This is a genomic window from Streptomyces sp. NPDC002835 (assembly GCF_053591995.1).
This window is the reverse complement of sequence record NZ_JBSFUW010000005.1, coordinates 102,255-120,746: the sequence shown is the minus strand read 5'-3', so window position 1 is coordinate 120,746 and position 18,492 is coordinate 102,255. Positions and strand designations below refer to the sequence as shown.

Sequence of the window (18,492 nt, the reverse complement as noted above, 5' to 3'; positions counted from 1 at the left end):
CGAGGGGCGTGCAGCGTCGTTGTGACGACGCCGCACGCCCCTCGCTCGCGCAGGGCCGCGCGCGTCAGCCGTTCTTGGCGTACAGCTCCGCGAGCAGGGCGACGGCGGCGTGGGTCGCGGGATGGGGGTCGTGCCGGCGCCAGATGAGGTGGACGGGGACGGGGCCGGCGTCGCGCAGGGGCCGGTAGGTGATGCCGTCGCGGCGGTACTGCGCGGCGGTCGCCTGCGGGGGGACACCGACGCAGCGGCCGGTGGCGATGGTGCCGAGCCAGTCGTCCACGTGCATCTTCAATGAGCGTCAATCCGGTCTTCGCGGCGCTGATCGGCACGGTCGTGCTCGGCCAGCACCTCGACCCGGCGTCGTGGCCGGCGGTCGCCGTGATCGTCACCGCGAACGCCGTCGCCGTGGGCACCGCCGCCGACCGCTCCCGTGGGACGGGCACCGGCCGGGCGAAGGCCGCGGGCGGCGTCGTCGCCGCCTCCCCGGGGCGACCGGAAAAGAGGTGCGCCGACGACGCCCGGACCGGTACCGTCGGCGCCCATGACGCTGCCACCCCGCATACGACCGCCGTTCACCGCGGATGAGCGCACCCAGCTCGTCGGATGGCTGGACCTGCAGCGCGCGATCGTCCACTACAAGTGTGAAGGGCTGTCCGAGGAGGACGCCCACCGTTCCGTGCTGCCGTCGTCGCCGCAGATGACCATGGCCGGTGTGGTGTCCCATCTCCGCTGGGTGGAGCACACCTGGTTCGAGGTCCTCTTCCTGGGCGGCCCGGCAGAAGGACCGCAGTTCACCAAGGAGCCCGAGGACGCGGACATGCGGGTCGACGGCATTCCGCTCGCGCGGCTGCTCGACGAGTACGCGCGGCAGTGTGCCGTCTCGAACGAGATCATCGCCGCGCACTCGCTCGACGAGGCCGGACGGCATCCCGACTTCCGTTCCGGCGCCGCGTCGTTGCGCTGGATGCTGATCCACATGGTCGAGGAGACGTCCCGGCACGCGGGTCACATGGACACGATGCGGGAGCTGCTCGACGGGCAGAAGGGCTACTACTGAGCGCCGCTGTTGATCCCCCCGGCTATCGACCCCCTCGGCGCGAGCCCAGGTCCTGGACCCACCAGGGGCCGCCGGGCCCGTGCTTCACGCCGATGCCCACGTCCTTGAAGCGGCAGTCCAGGACGGCGTCGCGGTGGGCGGGGCTGCGCAGCCAGCCGGTGACGACGGCCGAGGGGTCCGTGGGGCCCTTGTGGATGTTCTCCGCCCACCGGCTCCAGGCGTAGCCGGCGGCTGTCATCCGGTCACCGCCGTCGCGGCCGTCAGGGCCGGTGTGCCGGTAGTAGCCGCGGGCGGCCATGTCGTCGGCGTGGGCGCGGGCCGCCTTCTCCAGCCTCGGGTCCACCGACAGCCGGGCACAACCCGCCTTGACGCGTTCGGCGTTCACCAGGTCGGCGATCCTCGCCGCGTCGTTCCTGACGGCACGCCCGGCGGCCGGTGGCGGCGAGTCCGCGGTGTCGGCGGGGCCCCGGTCGGCGACGGCGGTGCCGTCCGGGCCCGTCTTCCGCGGCCCGTCCGGCTCCGGCCACGCCACCGTGACCACGGCGGCGAGCACCGCCGCCCCGCACACCGGCAGCAGGGCGGCTCGGGACGGCCGAAGCCACGTCAAGCGGCGCATGGTCCCTCTCCTTCCGCAGAAAGCGCAGCGGGGCGAGATTGTCACACCGAGCCGTTCCCTCCGGCGCAGCGCGCCCGTCGCTGGGCCCATCGGGCGACCTGCCGGAGACGGTGCGGACGCGCGGCGGTCACGGTGAGTGACGCTACGGGATGCGGTTTCCGCCGGTCGCTGGTTCGCTGGTCGGGCCCGCTCTTCCGAGTTACCGCAAGGAGCGATGATCATGAGCGTTGCAGGTGAGTCCGGCGGCCGTGCCCGTCAGATGCGCGAGAAGGCGCAGGAGTTGAAGCAGGCCGCGGAGCGTGCCACGGACCCGCAGGAGCGCAAGCGGCTGCAGGACAAGGCGCAGCGACTGGAGTCGCAGAGCGAGCAGGAGAGCAGCATGGGCGGCGGCGACATCTACCCGTCGAAGTAGCCGGCCGGAAACGCTGCCCGGCCGGTCGCCACTCCCGTGGGAGTGCCGACCGGCCGGGCAGCGTCGTGTCGTGCCGCACCACCGGTCCGGGTCCTGCCCCAACCCCCGTGGTGCGGGGGCAGGACCCGGGGCGGTGCGACCGGTCCGGGAGCCGGGTTCAGTGGAGCTTGGCGACGGCGGTACGGGCGGTCTGCTTGAAGCCCGCCAGCGGAGCGCCGTCGAGGTCGCCCAGCCGGCCCCATTCGACGACGGTCACGGTGCGGCCGTCACGGCCGACCGCGAGGAGCGCGATGTCCGTCGCGCCGACCTCGGGATGGGCCGTGTCGATGCTGTAGACGTGGGCGCCCTCCTCGACGTCGATCACGCCGTGGTGGAGCGTCTCCCCCTCGATGTCCGGATACTGGGCCTCCAGCCGCTCCAGGCAGGTCGCGACCGAGCGGCGGAGCTGGGCGGCGAGGGCCCTGGCCTTGGCCACGGTGGGCGCGACCGTGGTCGTCTGGCGGGCGGTGGTGTCCAGCTCGGTCCTGAATTCGCGGTGCCGGGTCCTGGCCGGCGGAGCGACCCCCTCCGTGCACATGGAGTACTCGGGTGGGCCCGGCCGGACCGGGTCGGCGGTCCACGGAGTCGAGGACGCGGGCAGTTCGGACGCGGAGAGGAACGCCGGGGCGGATGCGGCGGTGGCCGAGGTCGCCGTGAGCGACGCGACGGTCATGGCCACGGCCGCGGTCGTCACGGCGGCGGTGCGGATGTGCTTCATGGCAGGTGTTTCCCCCTGGTCGGTCCGTTGCCGGTGGTTCCCTTGCTGATCGGTCGCCAGCGTGCGCCGCGTACGGGGCGGTTGCAAGGACCGACGGCCGTCGGGGGACGGTGGAACCATTCCACCCCCGTTGACGTGGGCTTTGTCGAGTGGGGTGAAACGCTTCCTGAAACGGGCGGCGGGGAGGAGCGGGAGTGGTGGAAGGGCCGAGGGACACGGCGGGGCAGGCGTTCGCACGGAGGCTGAGCGAGCTGCGGGAGGCTTCGGGACGGACGTACGGCTCGCTGGCGCGCCGGGCGGGTGTCGGCGCGTCGACGCTGCACCGGTACTGCTCGGGGCGGACGCTTCCGACGGAGTTCGCTCCCGTCGAGCGCCTCGCCGGGCTCTGCGGGTGCCGGGGCGAGGAACTGGTGGCCCTGCACCGGCTGTGGGTCCTGGCCGACGCGGAGCGGAACGAGCGCCAGGAACGCGGGGGGAGGGCGGGCACGACGGGCGCGGGCGCCGGGGACACAGACGCGGGCGACTCGTTCGCGGACGGCGTCGCCGGTGGGACGGAAGCCGCCGCGGCCGGGGGCGATCCGGCAGGCTCCCGCCCGATGGAGGCTGAGCGGGCCGGGCACACCGCCGTCACCGCGCCACCACCGCCCCCGTTACGGCGCAGCCGTCGCCCCGCGTATGCCGCCGCCCTGGGCGCTGCCGTCGTCGCCCTCGCCCTGCTGCTCGACTTCGGGGGCTTCACCACCCCGCGCACGCCCGGCGCGCCCTCGTCCCCGCCCCCGCCCGCGGAGGCGGCGCCCTTCACCTGGGTCACCGACGATCACGTCTGGCAGAACAACTGCGGCCACATCTACCTCGTGCGCCGCGACCCTGCTCGTGTCCCGGCGCCGCCGGCCGCGGCCGACGCCGAGCGGTGGGCCCGGTCGCTGGGTTCGGTGCACGGGGCGGACACCCAGGTCCGGATCACGCTGCAGGGCAACGGCCGCCGGGCCGTGGTGCTCGAATCGCTCCATGTACGCGTCACCGAGCGGCGGGCCCCTGAGCAGCGCGCCGCGTACCGCATGGACAACGGATGCGGCGGGTCGCTGACGCCCCGTCTGTTCGACGTAAACCTGGACACGCCACGGCCCGTTGCCCGCCCGAAGGCGGGCAACGATGCCGGTGAGCCGATCCCCGCCGTCTCCTTCCCGTACCGGATCTCGGCCGCGGACCCCGAGGTGCTGCTGGTCGCGGGCAGTGCCGTCACGTGCGACTGCGACTGGCACCTGGAGCTGCGGTGGTCCAGTGGCGGAAGGACCGGCACCGTACGGATCGACGACAACGGCCGGCCGTTCCGTACGAGCGCCCTGGGGGACGGGCCCGTGTACGCGTACGACTACGGTTCGCGCCGCTGGGTCTCGTCCTTGCCCACCGCGCGCAAGTCCTGAGCCGTGTCCTGCCCGGCGCTGCGGGTCTCGTCCTTCGTCGTCCGCGCCGCGTCCTGCGCCGCCGACCTGACAGCCTCCACGGCCTCGTTGGCCGGGCCCCGCAACCCTTCCTGCACTTCCTGGGCGGTCTGCTTGACCGGTTCGAGGAGCTCGCCCGAGTGCTCGCGCAGCTGCTCACCGACACGTTCCTCCGCCTTCGACGACGGCAGGAACGCCGCTGCCAGCATGCCCGCGCCGAAGGCCATGACGCCTGCGGCGAGCGGGCTGCCCTGGGTGCGCTGCTTCATCCGGGCGGGCGCCTGCTGAGCGGTGCTGCCGAGCTGGCCGGCGGTCTCCCTGGCCCTGCCCGCGGTGTCCTTGGCCTTGCCGGTCGCGGTGTCCTTCGCCCTGCCCGCTGTGGCCTTCGCCTTCTCGCTCATCTCGTCGGCGCCCTGTCCCGCGGTGTCCGCGACACTGTGCGCGGTCGAGGACATGCCGCTCCTGGTTTCCTTGGCCGAGCCCATCATGTGCTCCTTGATGCCCCTGAGTCGTTGTTGGGCCGAATCGGCCTTCCGGCGGGCGATCCTGCGGGGTGCCACCCGGTCGGCCAGGAGGTCCACATTGCGGGCCAGATGTGCCCGGGTGTGTTCCACTTCGCTTCTCAGCTCGTCGGGTTGCGTACCCATCGGGCGTCCTCCTTCAGGGTTTCGACGGTCTGCTCGGGTTTGAGGTTCACATTCCGCATCTGCTTGCGGCCGCGGACGAAGAGCACCGTGCCCACCACGGCCCAGACTGCGGTCACGATCAGTGCCGCCCAGGCCCAGTCCATGACGTTGGCGAGCGCGAAGACGACCGTCAGACTGCCCAGCAGGAGCACGAGGTGCCCCGCGTAGCCCGCGCCGGCGAGCATGCCGGAGGCCTTGCCCGCCTTCGTCGCCTCCTCCTTCATCTCCGCCTTGGCCAGCTGGATCTCTTCCTGGACGAGTCGTGACACGTCCTTGCTGATCTCGCCGACCAGTTCACCGACCGTCGGTTCGCCGGCGGACGGCTGGACGGACTCCGGTTCGACCGGGCTGCCCGGCCGCGTCCGGCGGTCCGTCGCTGGCGGCGCCTTGTCCGTATAGATGGTGGCCACGGCTCAACTCCCTTGTACCGGCGGGATTCCGTCGTCCCGGCTGCGCGGGTACGCGGGCGGGGTGTGCGGCGTCACCGGCCCGGGCTCCCCGCGGGTGCTGCCGGGGGTGTAGTGCGGCGGCTGCGACTGTCCGTACGTGTCCTGGGGATCCGGCTGTCCGAATCCGGCGCGGGACGATTCGGAACGGGTGTCGCCGGCGGCCGTGCCGGCCGGTGCGAGGCGCTGCGCCGGGCGGTCGCCGCCGTACGGCTCCGATCCGGAATCGCTCCGGCCGCCGCCGTCGGAGCCGGCGGCGCTGACGCCCTTGCCGGCGCGGGCGACGGCGAAGCCTGCCAGCGCGGCACCCGCCAGGAACACGCCGGGCCGGCGCCTGGCGAAGCCCTCGAGGTCGCTGAGCAGCCCTTCGGGCCCCCGCTCCTCGAGCCGGGAGGCCACTCGGCCGCCGCCGTCCGCCACCTGGCGCACGGCATTGGCCGCCGCGGATCCCTCCCGGGCGTGGTCGCTCATCTGCCTCAGGTCGTCGGAGACCCGCTGGAGGTTGGCCGCCAGCGTGTGGGTCTGGGACTGTGCCTGGTCGCGCAGTTGACCGCTTACCTGGCCCGCCAGATCCCTGGCCTGGGAGCGGGCCTCGCCGGCCACTCCCGCCGCCTGCTGTTTGGCGGTGCCTGCCACGCTCGAGGCGTGCTCCGTGACCACCTCCGTACCCTGCGCCGCCTTCTCCTGCGCTGCGCTCGCTGTTGCCGCGGTCTTGTTCTGGTCCCTGCGGTCGGGGCCGTAGATGTCACTCAAGACTCCTCCTGCGTCAGACGATGCCGATCTTGTCTCCGTGCGGGTACCCCTGGTCCGGCACTGCATTGGTGCATATCGGGACGAATAACTGTTTAAGGATGAACAGTAATAAATACTCTCTGTGACCGGTCGGGGTTTGGGAGCGACGGCTCCGGATACCCGCGCCCTGAGGCAACCATGGGACGTACCGCAGAGAGCCGACACAACGAACCCAACGAACCCAACGAACCCGACGAAGGCATCGACACCATCGACAACACCCACGACACCGACGGCGCATCGCAGCGCCGGCGCCGGAGTATCAGATCGGTCGACGTGCTCCGCACCGCCCGGGAGCAGCTCGCGGAGCTGACGGGAATGGCCGCGGAAAGTGTGTCGTCGTTCGCCCGAACACCGGACGGCTGGCAGCTCGTGGTGGAAGTGCTCGAGCTGGCCCGCGTCCCCGACACGACAAGTCTCCTCGCCTCCTACGAGGTCGAGGTCGACAGCGACGGCGAACTGACGTCCTACCGGCGGACGCGGCGTTACGAACGCGGACGGGCGGACCGCCCCTCCTCCTGAGTCCGGCCACTGTGCCCGGCTCACGTACCGGCGCGCGCCGAGGAGACAGCCGGCGCCCCCGCACACACCGCTCGACAACACACCGTTCGACAAGCAGCGCTCGACGACACAGGGCTCGACACAGGGAGGGCATCACAGCAATGACCGTTGTCCCGGCACAGCAAAGCGCGGGCAGCCGCGGAACTTCCGGACTCTACGACGTGCTGGAACTCGTACTCGACCGCGGGCTCGTGATCGACGCGTTCGTCCGAGTCTCACTGGTCGGCATCGAGATCCTGAAGATCGATGTGCGCGTCGTCGTCGCGAGCGTCGACACGTATCTGCGGTTCGCGGAGGCGTGCAACCGCCTCGACCTGGAGGCGGGGAACCGCAAGGACCCGGGGCTGCCCGATCTGGTGGGCGAGATCACCGAGTCGGGGGCCCGCGGCAAGTCCAAGGGCGCCCTCGCCGGAGCGGCGCAGAGCATCTCGGACGTCTTCGGCGGCGGCAGCGACGACGACGAGGAGAAGGAGTCCAGGCCACGGGCCAGGCGCAGCGGCGGCGCCCGCCGGAAGGAGGAGCAGGAGTGAACACGTACGTCTACGGGATCGCCCGCAACTCCCCCGAGCTGGAACGCGCCTCCAGGACCGGCGGCGTCGGCGATCCGCCCCGGCCGGTGCGGGTGCTCGGCCGGGGCAGGCTCGCCGCCCTGGTCAGCGACGCGCCGGAGGGTCTGCGGCCCAAGCGCCGGGACCTGCTCGCGCATCAGCACGTCCTGACTGAGGCGGCTGCGGCGGGGACCGTGCTGCCCCTGCGGTTCGGCGGCGTGTCGGCCGACGACGAGACGGTGGCCGCGGCGCTCGCCGACCGTGAGGAGCACTATCTGGAGCGGCTCGACGCGGTCGACGGCAAGGCCGAGTACAACGTGAAGGCCGAGCACGACGAGGAGGCGGTGCTGCACCAGGTCCTGGCCGACGACCCCGAGCTGCGGGCCATGGGCGCCGCCCAGCAGGCCGCCGGCGGCGGGAGCCAGGAGGAGAAGCTGCGCCTGGGTGAGCTGATCGTCGCGGCGGTGCGCCGGCGCGAGGAGCTCGACCGCGAGCAGGTGCACCGGGCGCTGGCGGACACGGCGGCGGCCTCGGCGCCCGGGCCCGACAGTTCCGGATGGGTGGCCAATCTGTCGTATCTCGTGGAACGCGAGCGCGCGGAGGAGTTCCTGATGGCCGCGCAGGAATTCCAGCGGGACAACCCGCAGTTGCGGCTGAAGATCAACGGCCCGCTGCCCCCGTACAGCTTCGTGGAGTGAGCGATGGGCCTCCTGGGAGAAGTGTTCCTGCTGCCCCTCGCTCCGGTGCGTGGCACCTCGTGGGTGCTGCGGCAGGTGGTCGCGGAGGCGGAGCGGCAGTACTACGACCCCGCTGTCGTCCACCGCGAACTCGCCGAGCTGGTCGAGCGGTTCGAGGCGGGCGAGATGGACGAGACCGAGTTCGACCGGCGCGAGGACGAGCTCCTCGCGCGGCTGACACCGGAGGGCGGCCCACCATGACGACGGCGACCGGCCGGTTTCCCGGCCCGTACGACTCCGGCGGCGGAACCGATCTCGCGGACATCCTCGAACGGGTCCTCGACAAGGGCATCGTCATCGCCGGTGACATCCGGATCAATCTGCTCGACATCGAGCTGCTCACCATCAAACTGCGCCTGATCGTCGCCTCCGTCGACAAGGCGAAGGAGATGGGGATCGACTGGTGGGAACACGACCCCGCCCTCTCCTCCGGCGCGCGCAAGCGGGAACTGGAGCAGCGGAACACCGAGTTGGAGCGCCGGGTCGCCGAACTCGAGGCGCTCGCGGGGCCCGCCGGGCCCGAGCGACAGAAAGGCGCCCGTGAGGAAGGGGAGCGGTCATGAGCGGACTGCTGTACGTGTACGCGGTGGCCCGGCCTCCCCTGGACGCCGTACCACCCTCCGCGACCGGCGTCGGCGGCGCCCGGGTCCGGACGGTCGAGCACGACGGCCTGCTCGCGGTGGTGAGCGAAGTGCGGGCGGAGGACTTCGAGGAGGCGCCGCTGCGCGACCGCCTGGAGGACCTGGACTGGCTGGCCGCCACCGCCCGTGCGCACGAGTCGGTGGTGCGGGCCGTCGGCGACGTCACGGATGTGGTGCCGCTGCGGCTGGCCACCGTGTGCCGCGGCGAGAGCGGGGTGCGCCGCCTGCTCGGCGACGGGGCCCGCCTCTTCGCGGAGAACCTCGACCGGCTCGGGGGGTGCGTCGAGTGGGGCGTGAAGCTGTACGCGACGGCCGAGCCGGAGCCGGAATCGGAATCGGCCGCCGAGCCTCGTCGCCCGGCGGAGGTGACGCCGTCGTCGGGCCGGGACTACCTGCGCCGGCGGCTGCGGAGCCGGCAGTCCCGGGAGCGGACCTGGGCACGTGCGGACGATGTCGCCCGGCGGCTGCACACGGAGCTGGCGGGCCGTGCCGAGGCGCAGCGGCTGCACCGGCCGCAGAGCGGGCAGCTGGCCAGGACCGAGGGCGTCAACGTGCTCAACGCCGCGTTCCTGGTGCGCCAGGAGGACAGTGAGGCGTTCGTGGGGCACGTGGAGCGGCTGACGCCGCGGGACGCCGGCGTCAGCGTGGAGATCACCGGCCCGTGGGTGCCGTACTCGTTCGCCGACCTCTCGGACGCGGAGAACGACGCACAGGACGGCGCGCACGACGAGGGGCGGGTCGGCGCATGACGGCGGTCCCCGACGACACCGCACCGCTCGCCCGGCGCGAACTGGCCCTGGTCGACCTGCTGGACCGGCTGCTCGCCGGCGGCGTCGTCATCGCGGGCGACGTGACTCTGCGGATCGCCGACGTGGACCTCGTACGGATCGACCTGAAGGCCCTGATCAGCTCGGTGGGCCCGCGGGTGCCGTCGCCGTGGCCGGAGGAGGACCGATGAGCGGCACCCAGCACCGCCGGGTGGAGCTCGACCCGGACACCGTGGAACGCGACCTGGCCGCGCTGGTACTGACCGTGGTCGAGCTGCTGCGGCAGCTGATGGAGCGGCAGGCGCTGCGCCGGGTGGACACCGGGGAGCTCACGGAGGACCAGGAGGAACGCATCGGCATGACACTGATGCTCCTCGAGGACCGGATGGACGTACTGCGGGACAAGTTCGGCCTGGAGCCCGGCGACCTGAACATCGATCTCGGCCCGCTGGGCCCGCTGCTGCCGCGCGGGGAGTGACCGCGCGAGAGATTGCCGTTTCCGCAACGAAACTTGCCGCACCAGCTGCCGTCGGCGGAGTATCTCGGGTGAAACGGAGGTACATCACATGTCCACAGCAGCAGAACAGAACACGACCGGTCCGGACGTGCCTGAGCGCGGTCGTTACGACGTCGTGGTCGTCGGCGGAGGGGCCGCGGGGCTGAGCGGAGCCCTGTCGCTGTCCCGCGCCCGCCGCTCGGTCCTGGTCCTCGACTCGGGCCGGCCGCGCAACGCGCCGGCCGGGCACGTGCACGCGTATCTGGGGCAGGAGGGCGTGGCGCCGTCGGAGCTTCTGGCGACCGGCCGTGCCCAGGTGAGCGCCTACGGCGGCGAGTTCGTCCGGGGCGCCGTGGAGAGTGCCGAACGCCTGGCGGACGGGCGGTTCCGCCTGGTGCTCGGCGGCGGGGCGACGGTCGAGGCGGACCGCCTGCTGGTGACGACCGGCCTGGTCGACGAGCTGCCTCCGGTACCGGGCCTGGCCGAGCGGTGGGGGCACGAGGTGCTGCACTGCCCGTACTGCCACGGGTTCGAAGTACGTGACCGGTTCATCGGGGTGCTGTCCACCGGCCCGCTGGCGGTCCACCAGGCCCTGATGTGGCGGCAGTGGAGCGAGGACGTGACCCTGTTCCTGCACACCGGTCCGGAGCCGGACGAGGACGAGTACGAGCAGCTGGCCGCCCGCGGCGTCGCGGTCGTCGACGGCCGGGTGGCGTCCGTGGAGGTGACCGACGGCCGGCTCAGCGGGGTGGTCCTCGACAGCGGAAAGGTGATCGCGTGCCAGGCCCTTGTGGTCGCCCCCCGATTCGCCGCCCGCGCCGGCTTCCTCACCGGGCTGGGGCTCGAGATGAGCGAACAGGAGATGGGCGGCGTGGTGATCGGCACACGGATCGCCGCCGACCCGACCGGGGCGACCGAGGCGCCGGGCGTGTGGGTGGCCGGGAACGTGGCGGACATGAGCCTGCAGGTGATCGGCGCCGCCGCCGCGGGAGTCCGCGCCGGGGCGGCGATCAACGCGGACCTGACCGCGGAGGAGACCCGCCGTGCGGTCGAGGACCTCAGGAGCCGGCGTGCGGCCGCTGCGGCCGCGTAAAGCCGGCCGCGTAAGGGCCCGCCGGGTGAAGGCCGCCGGGTAAAGGACGCCGCGTGAAGCCGACGGCATGAAGCCGGCCGCGTGACCGGCCTGTCGGCGCCGGCGTCCGCGTGAAGTCCTCTACGCGAACAGGAACGCCGCGGCGGTGCCGGCGCCGAGTCCGGCGCCCGCGGCGGTCTGGGCGGCCGAGTGATAGCCGAGCGCGACGCGGGACCAGCACACCGCGAGGACGAGACCGTACGCGGCGGTCCACCACGGCGAGTGGACACAGGCCAGCAGTGCCGTGACGGCGGAGGCGACCGCCGAGTCCACGCTGATCTTCCAGACGGTGTTCACGGCCAGGAGGACCACGGTCATCGCCCACAGGGCCGTCATCGCGAGCAGGATGCCGGTCGGGGCGTCACCGAGGACCATCACCAGGAAGCCCACGCCGATGGATCCGAGGATGACGAGGAAGATGGGGGCGCGCTGCCGGCGGTCCACCACGTGCCGGTCGCCCCAGGTGCCGCGGCGGCGTTCTCTCTCGATGTACGCGGCGGGCACGATCCCGGCGCACAGCGCGCCCAGCAGGCCCCACGGCAGACCGGTCCAGCTGCCGGCGGCGGCCAGGCCGATGCCGAGCATGCCGACCAGCAGCACGTTGCGGGGCTGGAGGACGTCGGTGACCGCGCGGGCCACTTCGGTGGTCCGCTGCGCGGTGCTGCGGGACATGCCGGTCCTTGTCGGGTCGTGGCGGGCGGGCCGGCCCTCACGGGCGGCCGCCGTGATCGTATCCGCCTGTCCCGGCGCGCCCGGCGGGTGCTCAGGCGGCCAGCACGTCCGCCGCGATCCGCAGGTCGGAGACCAGCCCCCGGTACGCCGCCTCGCGGTCGTCCGCCCGCAGCACCGCCGACGGGTGGAGCGTGCCGATGACGCAGCCGTGGGCGGCGGCCTCCTCGGGCGGCAGCCCGGCGGCGCCGGAGACGTCGGCGCGGCCGAGCTGGTCCCACGGCGGCAGGGGAAGCAGCAGCCCGCGCTGCTCGGAGACCCGGTAGGAACCGCCGAGCACGGCCTTGCCGGCGGTGGCCCCCAGGGCCATCACAAGATCGGGTCCGATGGTGCGCAGTTCGGCGGCCAGCCAAGGCCGGCACGCGGACATCTCCCGCAGGCTGGGCGGCTTGTGGATCCGGCGCTTCCCGCGGGCGGCGGGGGCGAACTTGAAATGTTTGACGGCATTGGTGAAGTAGGCCGAGTCCGCGTCGATGCCCACCTCCTCCAGCGCGTCGTGCAGCAGCCGGCCGGCCGGGCCGACGAAGGGCGCCCCCTGCCGGTCCTCCTGGTCACCCGGCTGCTCCCCGACCACCACGACGCGTGCGGAGGACGGCCCGGCGCCGAACACGGTCTGTGTGGCGTTGCGGAACAGGGGGCATCCCTGGCAGCCCTCCGCGGCGCCGCGCAGCGCCGGAAGGCCGCCGCGCCGTGGGAGGAACGGGCCCGCGTCGTAGCCCTCCCCCGCTTCCTTCGCACTGCTGACGGTCACCGTCCTCGCCTCCCGTCCGGCAGGTTCGCCTCTGTGCCCGCCGGGTACCCGGGCCGCCCGGCGGTACTCGCAGCGGGAGGCCCACGATGACCAACGCCCTTGAGCTCGACGCGCTGTGGGAGGAGTTCCACGGCGTCGTCAACATGACCTCGCAGGAGCTGAGCGCCTGGCTCCAGGTCCAGGACGCGGGCGAGGACACCGAACCACTGCCGGACCGGACGGGCTCCCCGACGGGGCGGCACGTCCTGGCGATCCTGCGGAAGCGCCGTACCGATCTCACCGACGACGACGTGCGGGTGATGTACGAGGTGGTGGACACCGTGCAGGCGCAGCTGAAGGAGCAGGGCGCCGCGGCGGCCGAGGACACCGGCACGCGCCACCGGCTGATGACGCTCGGGCACGACCCGCTGAAGACCGCGTGACCGACCGGTGCGGACCCGTGTGCGGCGGGGACGAAATCCGGACTGTTGACTCGGGAGATTTCGGGCACCCGGCCGGTATGAACAGTCACAGCCCCGATCCAGACCCCCGGAACACTCCCGGCGTCCGGCCCGGTGGCACGGTGCCACCCGGTGAGACGCCGCCCGGCGAGGGGAGCACCGGTTCCGAGACCGGCCCGCGCGGGGACCAGTCGCGCGGCTGGGCCATGGGCCCGATGATCGCCATCGGCATCGTCGTCGCGGTCTTCGCCGCCTTCTTCCTGGCGTACGCGCTGGTCATGATCCTGTGACCGGTCGCGCGTCCGACCGCGCCGCCGCAGCAGCCGCACTCACCCCCAGGAAGGGAGGACTCCATGTCCGACGAAGCAGCCGAGCGCGATCAGGCGCAGGGCGACGAGGTCTACCAGCCGGTCCACTCCGACGTGCAGAACCCTCCGAGCGACGACCTCGACATGGAGAACGTGATCGGCGAGCGCGGACTCGACGACATGATGGTGGAGGGTTACTCCCCGCCGGAGCGCCCGCTCGGCGTTGGCAAGCACGGCACGACCGGTGAGGAGCAGCAGGAGGGCGAGAGCCTCGACCAGCGCCTCGCGCAGGAGCGCCCCGACGTGGAGGAGCCACGGGGCGACGGCATCGGCGACCTGGCGGGCGGCGCCGGCGAGCCGGTCGACCAGGAGGCCGGCGGTCCACGCTCCGGACGCCTCACGCCCGCCGACGACCCGGCCCCGCGGCGGCCGAGCGACGTGGTCGCCCGCGACGTCGGCATCGACGGCGGCGCCGCCGGAGCCGAGGAGGCAGCGGTCCATGTGACGGACGACGACGAACTGCCCTACCAGTAGCGCCGCGCCGCCTGGGGTGCTGACGACCGCTCATACAGGCGCGCGTCCCCGACCCCAGGGGGGTGCGCAGCCGTGCCCGAGCGGGCATCGGCATTTCCGCTTCCCCCGAGATTCCGCAAAGACCTTGGTCACCGTCACCTCCGTTGGCATGCTTGAGCCCCGAGCAGGGCGGGCATGGAGCCGTCCACGCCCCGCCGTGCGCGGTTCGCCCAGCTCAAGGCGGAGGTGTAGAAAGAATTCATGGCCGGACGCTACGGCCGCCCGCGCTCGGTTCTGAGGATGCGAACTGTCGCCGGTCAGGTCTTTCTCCTGCAGGTGGCGATCGTGGTGTTGCTCGTGGCCGCGGCCATGGCGGCGCTCGTGTTCCAGTCCCGTGCGGGCAGCGAACGCGAGGCACGCAACCGGTCGGTCGCCGTCGCCGAGACCTTCGCCAACTCCCCCGGGATCGAACAGGCACTGGAGAGCCCCGATCCCACCGCGGTGCTCCAGCCCAGGGCGGAGGCGGCCCGCGAGCGTTCCGGCGTCGACTTCATCGTGGTGATGAACACCGAGGGCATCCGCTACACCCATCCGCTGCCGGACCGGATCGGCAAGAAGTTCGTCGGCGATCTCGGCAACGCCCGTGCGGGCAAGGTGTTCACCGAGCGCATCACCGGCACGATCGGACCGCTCGTCCAGGCGATCGTCCCGGTCACCGGACGCGACGGGACCGTGGTCGGCCTGGTCTCCGCCGGCATCACCATCGAACATGTCAGCGGTGTCGTCGAGGAGCAGTTCCCCCTCCTCTTCGGCGCCGCGGGCGGCGTACTGCTGCTGACCACGGGCGGCACGGCCCTGGTCAGCAGACGGCTGCGGCGTCAGACCCACGGCCTCGGCCCCGCCGAGATGACCCGGATGTACGAACATCACGACGCGGTCCTGCACGCCGTCCGCGAGGGGGTCATCATCGTGAGCGGCGACGGCCGCCTGGTGCTCGCCAACGACGAGGCGCGGCGGCTCCTCGGCCTGCCGCCGGACGTGGAGGGGGTGCCGGTCACCGAGCTGGGCCTCGATCCGGTCGCCACGCGTCTGCTGTCCTCCGGCCGCGTCGTGACCGACGAGGTCTTCCCCGTCGGCCGGCGGCTCATCGCCGTCAACCAGCGCTCGACCGACCAGCGCGGCGGGCCGCCCGGCAGCGTCGCGACCCTGCGGGACACCACCGAGCTCCAGGCCCTCACCGGCCGTGTCGACGTGGCCAGAGGGCGGCTCAGGCTGCTCTACGACGCGGGGGCGGAGATCGGCACGACGCTGGACGTGGTCCGTACGTGCGAGGAGCTCACCGAGTTCGCCGCGTCCCGGTTCGCCGACTTCGCCACCGTCGACCTGGTGGAGGCGGTGCTGCGCGGCGAGGAGCCCACCGCCACGGGAGCGGACACCGACATGCGGCGCTCCGCCGTCAGCGGCTCCGGCGACACGGCGCTCTACCCGCTGGGGCACACGATCCGGTTCGCGCCGGTCACGCCGATGGGCAGGGGGCTCGGGCGGGGCGAGGCGGTGCTGCAGGCGGACCTGGCCGGCCTGTCCGGCTGGCAGGAGCAGGACCCCGAGCGGGCCCGGATGCTGATCGAGCAGGGGATCCACTCGATGATCGCGGTTCCGCTGCGGGCGCGGGGCGTGATCCTGGGCGTGGCCATGTTCTGGCGCGGGGCGGGCCATCCGGAGCCGTTCGAGGACGAGGACCTGTCGCTGGCGGAGGAGTTGGTCGCCCGCGCGGCGGTCAGTGTCGACAACGCCCGGCGCTACTCGCGCGAGCACACGATGGCGGTCACACTCCAGCGCAGCCTGCTGCCCCGGGTGCTGCCGGAGCAGAGCGCCCTCGACGTCGCGTACCGCTACCGTCCCGCGCAGGCCGGCCTCGGCGGACTGGGCGGTGTGGGCGGCGACTGGTTCGACATCATTCCGCTGCCCGGGGCACGGGTGGCCCTCGTCGTCGGGGACGTCGTCGGGCACGGGCTCCATGCCGCCGCGACGATGGGCCGGCTGCGTACGGCCGTCCACAACTTCTCCAGCCTGGACCTGCCGCCCGACGAACTGATGTTCCATCTGGACGAGCTGGTGGCCCGTATCGACCAGGACGAGACCGACGACGGCGCCGACGCCGGGGTCACCGGCGCGACCTGCATCTACGCGATCTACGACGCGGTGTCGGGGACGTGCAGCATGGCGCGGGCCGGGCATCTCCAGCCGGTGATCGTCCATCCGGACGGGACCGCCGAGTTCGCGGACGTGCCGGGCGGACCGCCGCTGGGGCTGGGCGGTCTGCCGTTCGAGACCCTCGAACTGCGACTGCCGGAGAACAGCCGGCTGGTGCTCTACACGGACGGGCTGGTGGAGGACCGGGAACGGGAGATCGACGAGGGGCTGGAGCTGCTGCGCAGCACCCTGGCCGAGCACGCCCGGCAGGACCCGGAGGATGCCTGCGAGACGGTGCTGGCCGCCCTGGTGCCGGAGCGGCCGCGCGACGACATCGCACTGCTCGTGGGACGCACCCGGGTGCTGGACTCGGGGCAGGTCGCCGAGTGGGACGTGCCGTCGGATCCGTCGGCGGTGTCCCGGGTGCGGGCGGCGGTGGCCGAGAGGCTGACCGAGTGGGGCCTGGAGGACGAGGCGTTCACCACCGAGCTCATCCTCAGCGAGCTGGTCACCAACGCGATCCGGTACGCCGCGGGGCCGATCCGGGTGCGAATCATCCGGGAGCGCGCCCTGATCTGCGAGGTCTCCGACCACAGCAGCACCTCGCCGCATCTGCGGCAGGCGGCCACCACCGACGAGGGGGGCCGCGGGCTGTTCCTGGTCGCGCAGTTCGCGGACCGCTGGGGGACGCGCTACACGGCGGACGGCAAGGTCATCTGGACGGAACAGCCCCTGCCGCCGGGGGGAACGGGCGCGTGACGGCTGCGTCGTGAGGGGTGGCGGGCACGCGACGCGTCCGTCCCGCGGCGCGGGGAAGCGGAGCGGTCAGCCGGCGCGGGCCGCGCGGAAGCGGCGGTGGAGTTCGTGCACCTGGTCGGCGAGCTCCGGTACGGGGCCCGTCACCTCCAGGCCGGGGACCAGATCCTGGATCGGCAGGGCCCGCACCGGGGAGGGCCCGGCCCCCAGGCCGGTGAGCCACTGCCCCAGCTGTACGGACGAGACCGCGTACACGATGCGCCCGAGGCCGACCCAGCCGTGGGCGGCGGCGCACATCGGGCAGTGCTCGCCGGAGGTGAAGACCGTGGCCGCGGCGCGTTCCGGTGCGGTCATGTTCGACGCGGCCCAGCGGGCGAGGGCGAACTCGGGGTGGCGCGTCGGGTCGGCGAGCGACGTCTCCCGGTTCCGGTCCTCGGCGAGCACGGTCCCGTCGGCCGCGACCAGAACCGAGCCGAACGGCTCGTCTCCGGCTTCGACCGCTTCGGCCGCGAGGTCCACGCAGCGTTGGAGATGGGCCAGTTCGACGTCGTTGATCATGTGCTCCCCTTGATGATCCCGGCCCATGGTACGGCCTGCGGGCGCTCACCCGGGGACAAGAAACCGGGGCCGCCTACTGACGGGACGACAAGAAGAGGGGACCCGCCGGCTCAGGCCGGGGAAGTTCAATTTCCGCTCTTGCCCGTGGGGTTACCCGTCCGTAACGTCTCTCTCGCGCAGCGGGCCCGGGGCGGCGCGAGTGACCTGTTCCATTCTCGGCAGTAACCCCGGGGCTTTTCTGCCACGCCCTTTCTTCGCGATTCCGAGCGCCACTCCCCCGGCGCCGGACAGCACTCTCCCGTTCCTCTTCACGTTCACGTTTCCCGTTCCCGCTTTCCCTGCGCCGCGTGCCCTGCTCGTGGCGCCGAATTCAGGAGCCCTGATGAATCGTCCGAAGTCCGCGCCGTTCCGAGGCCGAAGAGTCTTAGTCCGAGCGGCCGTCGCCCTCGCCGCGGGGCTGGGGCTGGTCGCCGCCACCTCGGGATCCGCCCATGCGGTGCCGATCCGCCTCGACTACCCGTTGACCGGCACCACCCATCTCGCGGGCACCGGGTCCGATCTGGCACTGGGGCCCGGTGTGCTGGAGGTGACCGCGGACCTGAGGGCGGGAACGCTCTCGGCCAACACCCAACTGCCGCCCGCTCCCGGCTCGTTCAAGATGCTCGGCGCGATTCCCGTGAGCGTCACCACGGAGTTCGTCGAGACGGAGCCGACGGCCGGCACGATCGATCTGAAGACCGGCGCCCTCAAGACCACCACGAAACTCACCCTTCAGCTCAAAAACCTGAAGGTCGCCGGAATTCCCACGCCGGTCGGCAGTTCCTGCCGGACGGAGACGCCGGCGGTGCTCAATCTGACGTCCGATCCGGGATTCAACGCGCTCAGGGGCGGAACGCTCTCCGGGACGTACACCATCCCGAAGTTCGAGCACTGCCTGCTGGCCACTCCGCTGATCAATCTGATCATTCCGGGAGACGGCAACAAGGTGAGCCTGACGCTGGCGCAGCCGGCCCCGCCGCCCGCCTCCTGATCACGCTCCCGCCCGGGCCCGGGTGCTCCCGCCCGGGCCCGGCTCAGCCCTCGAGCCGCCGACCGTCCACCGCACATCGTCGAGCCTCAGCCGGGCGTCAAGAGGGTTGCGGGAGCGCTCCCAG

25 protein-coding genes and 2 pseudogenes are annotated in these 18,492 nt (G+C 72.6%); 18 read left to right on the top strand and 9 right to left on the bottom strand.

Features of this window, described 5'->3' with window-relative positions:
- Window positions 1-64: 64 nt before the first annotated feature.
- A pseudogene (locus tag ACWD01_RS07495) lies at window positions 65-280 on the bottom strand (LysR family transcriptional regulator); the annotation flags it as partial.
- Between the two features lie 11 nt (window positions 281-291).
- Between ACWD01_RS07495 and ACWD01_RS07490 the strand changes: the two are divergent.
- Together ACWD01_RS07490 and ACWD01_RS07485 are read left to right on the top strand one after the other, a co-directional pair.
- Window positions 292-420 (top strand): annotated as a pseudogene (locus tag ACWD01_RS07490) (EamA family transporter); the annotation flags it as partial.
- 121 nt (window positions 421-541) lie between these two features.
- Window positions 542-1,057 (top strand): DinB family protein, encoded by a 516-nt coding sequence (locus tag ACWD01_RS07485; protein ID WP_451159074.1) that lies wholly within the window; start codon window positions 542-544, stop codon window positions 1,055-1,057.
- Between the two features lie 22 nt (window positions 1,058-1,079).
- Here the strand turns inward: ACWD01_RS07485 and ACWD01_RS07480 are convergent, their stop codons facing one another.
- A complete protein-coding gene (locus ACWD01_RS07480; protein WP_451159072.1) occupies window positions 1,080-1,673 on the bottom strand; it encodes a CAP domain-containing protein in 594 nt (197 codons plus the stop codon).
- Window positions 1,674-1,893: 220 nt separating this feature from the next.
- Here ACWD01_RS07480 and ACWD01_RS07475 point away from each other — a divergent pair, with 220 nt between their 5' ends.
- The gene (locus ACWD01_RS07475) at window positions 1,894-2,085 is read left to right on the top strand and encodes a DUF6381 family protein (protein ID WP_451159070.1); all 192 of its coding nucleotides are present in this window, start codon (window positions 1,894-1,896) and stop codon (window positions 2,083-2,085) included.
- A 157-nt stretch (window positions 2,086-2,242) separates the two neighbouring features.
- On the opposite strand, the gene ACWD01_RS07470 is transcribed toward ACWD01_RS07475, so the two are convergent.
- Window positions 2,243-2,842, bottom strand: a complete 600-nt coding sequence (locus ACWD01_RS07470) for a hypothetical protein (protein ID WP_451159068.1) — start codon at window positions 2,840-2,842, stop codon at window positions 2,243-2,245.
- 197 nt (window positions 2,843-3,039) lie between these two features.
- On the opposite strand from ACWD01_RS07470, the gene ACWD01_RS07465 reads away from it, so the two are divergent.
- On the top strand, window positions 3,040-4,266 hold the full coding sequence (locus ACWD01_RS07465; RefSeq protein ID WP_451159066.1) for a helix-turn-helix domain-containing protein: 1,227 nt from the start codon (window positions 3,040-3,042) through the stop codon (window positions 4,264-4,266).
- Here ACWD01_RS07465 and ACWD01_RS07460 read toward each other — a convergent pair.
- From ACWD01_RS07460 to ACWD01_RS07450, 3 genes are read right to left on the bottom strand one after another with little or no spacing between them, the layout of a single operon-like run.
- On the bottom strand, window positions 4,215-4,931 hold the full coding sequence (locus tag ACWD01_RS07460) for a DUF3618 domain-containing protein (protein ID WP_451159064.1): 717 nt from the start codon (window positions 4,929-4,931) through the stop codon (window positions 4,215-4,217). The two genes, ACWD01_RS07465 and ACWD01_RS07460, sit on opposite strands and share 52 nt — an antisense overlap.
- Window positions 4,907-5,380, bottom strand: coding sequence for a phage holin family protein (locus ACWD01_RS07455; RefSeq protein ID WP_451159062.1), 474 nt, complete (start codon window positions 5,378-5,380; stop codon window positions 4,907-4,909). The genes ACWD01_RS07460 and ACWD01_RS07455 overlap by 25 nt, the downstream gene beginning before the upstream one ends.
- 3 nt (window positions 5,381-5,383) lie before the next feature.
- On the bottom strand, window positions 5,384-6,169 hold the full coding sequence (locus ACWD01_RS07450; protein WP_451159060.1) for a hypothetical protein: 786 nt from the start codon (window positions 6,167-6,169) through the stop codon (window positions 5,384-5,386).
- 177 nt (window positions 6,170-6,346) lie between these two features.
- Here ACWD01_RS07450 and ACWD01_RS07445 point away from each other — a divergent pair, with 177 nt between their 5' ends.
- From ACWD01_RS07445 to ACWD01_RS07405, 9 genes are all read left to right on the top strand, one after another.
- Window positions 6,347-6,730, top strand: a complete 384-nt coding sequence (locus ACWD01_RS07445) for a gas vesicle protein GvpO (RefSeq protein ID WP_451159058.1) — start codon at window positions 6,347-6,349, stop codon at window positions 6,728-6,730.
- 140 nt (window positions 6,731-6,870) lie between these two features.
- A complete protein-coding gene (locus tag ACWD01_RS07440) occupies window positions 6,871-7,299 on the top strand; it encodes a gas vesicle structural protein GvpA (RefSeq protein WP_451159056.1) in 429 nt (142 codons plus the stop codon).
- The gene (locus tag ACWD01_RS07435) at window positions 7,296-8,015 is read left to right on the top strand and encodes a GvpL/GvpF family gas vesicle protein (RefSeq protein WP_451159054.1); all 720 of its coding nucleotides are present in this window, start codon (window positions 7,296-7,298) and stop codon (window positions 8,013-8,015) included. The genes ACWD01_RS07440 and ACWD01_RS07435 overlap by 4 nt, the downstream gene beginning before the upstream one ends.
- A gap of 3 nt (window positions 8,016-8,018) precedes the next feature.
- The gene (locus tag ACWD01_RS07430) at window positions 8,019-8,255 is read left to right on the top strand and encodes a gas vesicle protein GvpG (RefSeq protein ID WP_451159052.1); all 237 of its coding nucleotides are present in this window, start codon (window positions 8,019-8,021) and stop codon (window positions 8,253-8,255) included.
- Window positions 8,252-8,617, top strand: coding sequence for a gas vesicle protein (locus ACWD01_RS07425; protein ID WP_451159050.1), 366 nt, complete (start codon window positions 8,252-8,254; stop codon window positions 8,615-8,617). Before ACWD01_RS07430 ends, ACWD01_RS07425 begins: the two co-directional genes overlap by 4 nt.
- The gene (locus ACWD01_RS07420) at window positions 8,614-9,444 is read left to right on the top strand and encodes a GvpL/GvpF family gas vesicle protein (RefSeq protein ID WP_451159048.1); all 831 of its coding nucleotides are present in this window, start codon (window positions 8,614-8,616) and stop codon (window positions 9,442-9,444) included. The genes ACWD01_RS07425 and ACWD01_RS07420 overlap by 4 nt, the downstream gene beginning before the upstream one ends.
- Complete coding sequence (locus ACWD01_RS07415; protein WP_451159046.1) at window positions 9,441-9,653, top strand: gas vesicle protein; 213 nt, start codon at window positions 9,441-9,443, stop codon at window positions 9,651-9,653. Before ACWD01_RS07420 ends, ACWD01_RS07415 begins: the two co-directional genes overlap by 4 nt.
- Window positions 9,650-9,940 (top strand): gas vesicle protein K, encoded by a 291-nt coding sequence (locus ACWD01_RS07410; protein WP_451159044.1) that lies wholly within the window; start codon window positions 9,650-9,652, stop codon window positions 9,938-9,940. The genes ACWD01_RS07415 and ACWD01_RS07410 overlap by 4 nt, the downstream gene beginning before the upstream one ends.
- An 88-nt stretch (window positions 9,941-10,028) precedes the next feature.
- Entirely contained in the window at window positions 10,029-11,051 is a 1,023-nt protein-coding gene (locus tag ACWD01_RS07405; RefSeq protein ID WP_451159042.1) for an NAD(P)/FAD-dependent oxidoreductase, read from the top strand.
- Between the two features lie 120 nt (window positions 11,052-11,171).
- Here ACWD01_RS07405 and ACWD01_RS07400 read toward each other — a convergent pair whose 3' ends face one another.
- Window positions 11,172-11,762, bottom strand: a complete 591-nt coding sequence (locus ACWD01_RS07400; RefSeq protein ID WP_451159040.1) for a hypothetical protein — start codon at window positions 11,760-11,762, stop codon at window positions 11,172-11,174.
- A gap of 91 nt (window positions 11,763-11,853) precedes the next feature.
- Entirely contained in the window at window positions 11,854-12,570 is a 717-nt protein-coding gene (locus ACWD01_RS07395) for a UdgX family uracil-DNA binding protein (protein WP_451159038.1), read from the bottom strand.
- An 86-nt stretch (window positions 12,571-12,656) separates the two neighbouring features.
- Between ACWD01_RS07395 and ACWD01_RS07390 the strand changes: the two genes are divergently transcribed.
- The 4 genes from ACWD01_RS07390 to ACWD01_RS07375 all read left to right on the top strand — a co-directional run bounded on the left by ACWD01_RS07390 (window position 12,657) and on the right by ACWD01_RS07375 (window position 16,783).
- Window positions 12,657-12,992: a DUF3140 domain-containing protein gene (locus tag ACWD01_RS07390; RefSeq protein WP_451159036.1), complete on the top strand. Its 336-nt coding sequence runs from the start codon at window positions 12,657-12,659 to the stop codon at window positions 12,990-12,992.
- A 77-nt stretch (window positions 12,993-13,069) separates the two neighbouring features.
- A complete protein-coding gene (locus ACWD01_RS07385) occupies window positions 13,070-13,300 on the top strand; it encodes a DUF6480 family protein (protein ID WP_451159034.1) in 231 nt (76 codons plus the stop codon).
- A gap of 63 nt (window positions 13,301-13,363) precedes the next feature.
- On the top strand, window positions 13,364-13,852 hold the full coding sequence (locus ACWD01_RS07380) for a DUF5709 domain-containing protein (protein ID WP_451159032.1): 489 nt from the start codon (window positions 13,364-13,366) through the stop codon (window positions 13,850-13,852).
- Window positions 13,853-14,092: 240 nt separating this feature from the next.
- Window positions 14,093-16,783, top strand: coding sequence for a SpoIIE family protein phosphatase (locus tag ACWD01_RS07375; protein WP_451159030.1), 2,691 nt, complete (start codon window positions 14,093-14,095; stop codon window positions 16,781-16,783).
- 66 nt (window positions 16,784-16,849) lie between these two features.
- On the opposite strand, the gene ACWD01_RS07370 is transcribed toward ACWD01_RS07375, so the two are convergent.
- Window positions 16,850-17,338: a nucleoside deaminase gene (locus ACWD01_RS07370; protein ID WP_451159028.1), complete on the bottom strand. Its 489-nt coding sequence runs from the start codon at window positions 17,336-17,338 to the stop codon at window positions 16,850-16,852.
- Between the two features lie 382 nt (window positions 17,339-17,720).
- On the opposite strand from ACWD01_RS07370, the gene ACWD01_RS07365 reads away from it, so the two are divergent.
- On the top strand, window positions 17,721-18,368 hold the full coding sequence (locus ACWD01_RS07365) for a hypothetical protein (RefSeq protein WP_451159026.1): 648 nt from the start codon (window positions 17,721-17,723) through the stop codon (window positions 18,366-18,368).
- Window positions 18,369-18,492 lie beyond the last annotated feature (124 nt).

What these genes read in the sequence shown, in the direction of transcription:
- ACWD01_RS07485 (WP_451159074.1), top strand. Translation starts at nt 542, where the DNA reads ATGACGCTGCCACCCCGCATACGACCGCCGTTCACCGCGGATGAGCGC.
- ACWD01_RS07480 (WP_451159072.1), bottom strand. Translation starts at nt 1,673, where the DNA reads ATGCGCCGCTTGACGTGGCTTCGGCCGTCCCGAGCCGCCCTGCTGCCG.
- ACWD01_RS07475 (WP_451159070.1), top strand. Translation starts at nt 1,894, where the DNA reads ATGAGCGTTGCAGGTGAGTCCGGCGGCCGTGCCCGTCAGATGCGCGAG.
- ACWD01_RS07470 (WP_451159068.1), bottom strand. Translation starts at nt 2,842, where the DNA reads ATGAAGCACATCCGCACCGCCGCCGTGACGACCGCGGCCGTGGCCATG.
- ACWD01_RS07460 (WP_451159064.1), bottom strand. Translation starts at nt 4,931, where the DNA reads ATGGGTACGCAACCCGACGAGCTGAGAAGCGAAGTGGAACACACCCGG.
- ACWD01_RS07445 (WP_451159058.1), top strand. Translation starts at nt 6,347, where the DNA reads ATGGGACGTACCGCAGAGAGCCGACACAACGAACCCAACGAACCCAAC.
- ACWD01_RS07440 (WP_451159056.1), top strand. Translation starts at nt 6,871, where the DNA reads ATGACCGTTGTCCCGGCACAGCAAAGCGCGGGCAGCCGCGGAACTTCC.
- ACWD01_RS07430 (WP_451159052.1), top strand. Translation starts at nt 8,019, where the DNA reads ATGGGCCTCCTGGGAGAAGTGTTCCTGCTGCCCCTCGCTCCGGTGCGT.
- ACWD01_RS07425 (WP_451159050.1), top strand. Translation starts at nt 8,252, where the DNA reads ATGACGACGGCGACCGGCCGGTTTCCCGGCCCGTACGACTCCGGCGGC.
- ACWD01_RS07420 (WP_451159048.1), top strand. Translation starts at nt 8,614, where the DNA reads ATGAGCGGACTGCTGTACGTGTACGCGGTGGCCCGGCCTCCCCTGGAC.
- ACWD01_RS07415 (WP_451159046.1), top strand. Translation starts at nt 9,441, where the DNA reads ATGACGGCGGTCCCCGACGACACCGCACCGCTCGCCCGGCGCGAACTG.
- ACWD01_RS07410 (WP_451159044.1), top strand. Translation starts at nt 9,650, where the DNA reads ATGAGCGGCACCCAGCACCGCCGGGTGGAGCTCGACCCGGACACCGTG.
- ACWD01_RS07405 (WP_451159042.1), top strand. Translation starts at nt 10,029, where the DNA reads ATGTCCACAGCAGCAGAACAGAACACGACCGGTCCGGACGTGCCTGAG.
- ACWD01_RS07400 (WP_451159040.1), bottom strand. Translation starts at nt 11,762, where the DNA reads ATGTCCCGCAGCACCGCGCAGCGGACCACCGAAGTGGCCCGCGCGGTC.
- ACWD01_RS07390 (WP_451159036.1), top strand. Translation starts at nt 12,657, where the DNA reads ATGACCAACGCCCTTGAGCTCGACGCGCTGTGGGAGGAGTTCCACGGC.
- ACWD01_RS07385 (WP_451159034.1), top strand. Translation starts at nt 13,070, where the DNA reads ATGAACAGTCACAGCCCCGATCCAGACCCCCGGAACACTCCCGGCGTC.
- ACWD01_RS07380 (WP_451159032.1), top strand. Translation starts at nt 13,364, where the DNA reads ATGTCCGACGAAGCAGCCGAGCGCGATCAGGCGCAGGGCGACGAGGTC.
- ACWD01_RS07375 (WP_451159030.1), top strand. Translation starts at nt 14,093, where the DNA reads ATGGCCGGACGCTACGGCCGCCCGCGCTCGGTTCTGAGGATGCGAACT.
- ACWD01_RS07370 (WP_451159028.1), bottom strand. Translation starts at nt 17,338, where the DNA reads ATGATCAACGACGTCGAACTGGCCCATCTCCAACGCTGCGTGGACCTC.
- ACWD01_RS07365 (WP_451159026.1), top strand. Translation starts at nt 17,721, where the DNA reads ATGAATCGTCCGAAGTCCGCGCCGTTCCGAGGCCGAAGAGTCTTAGTC.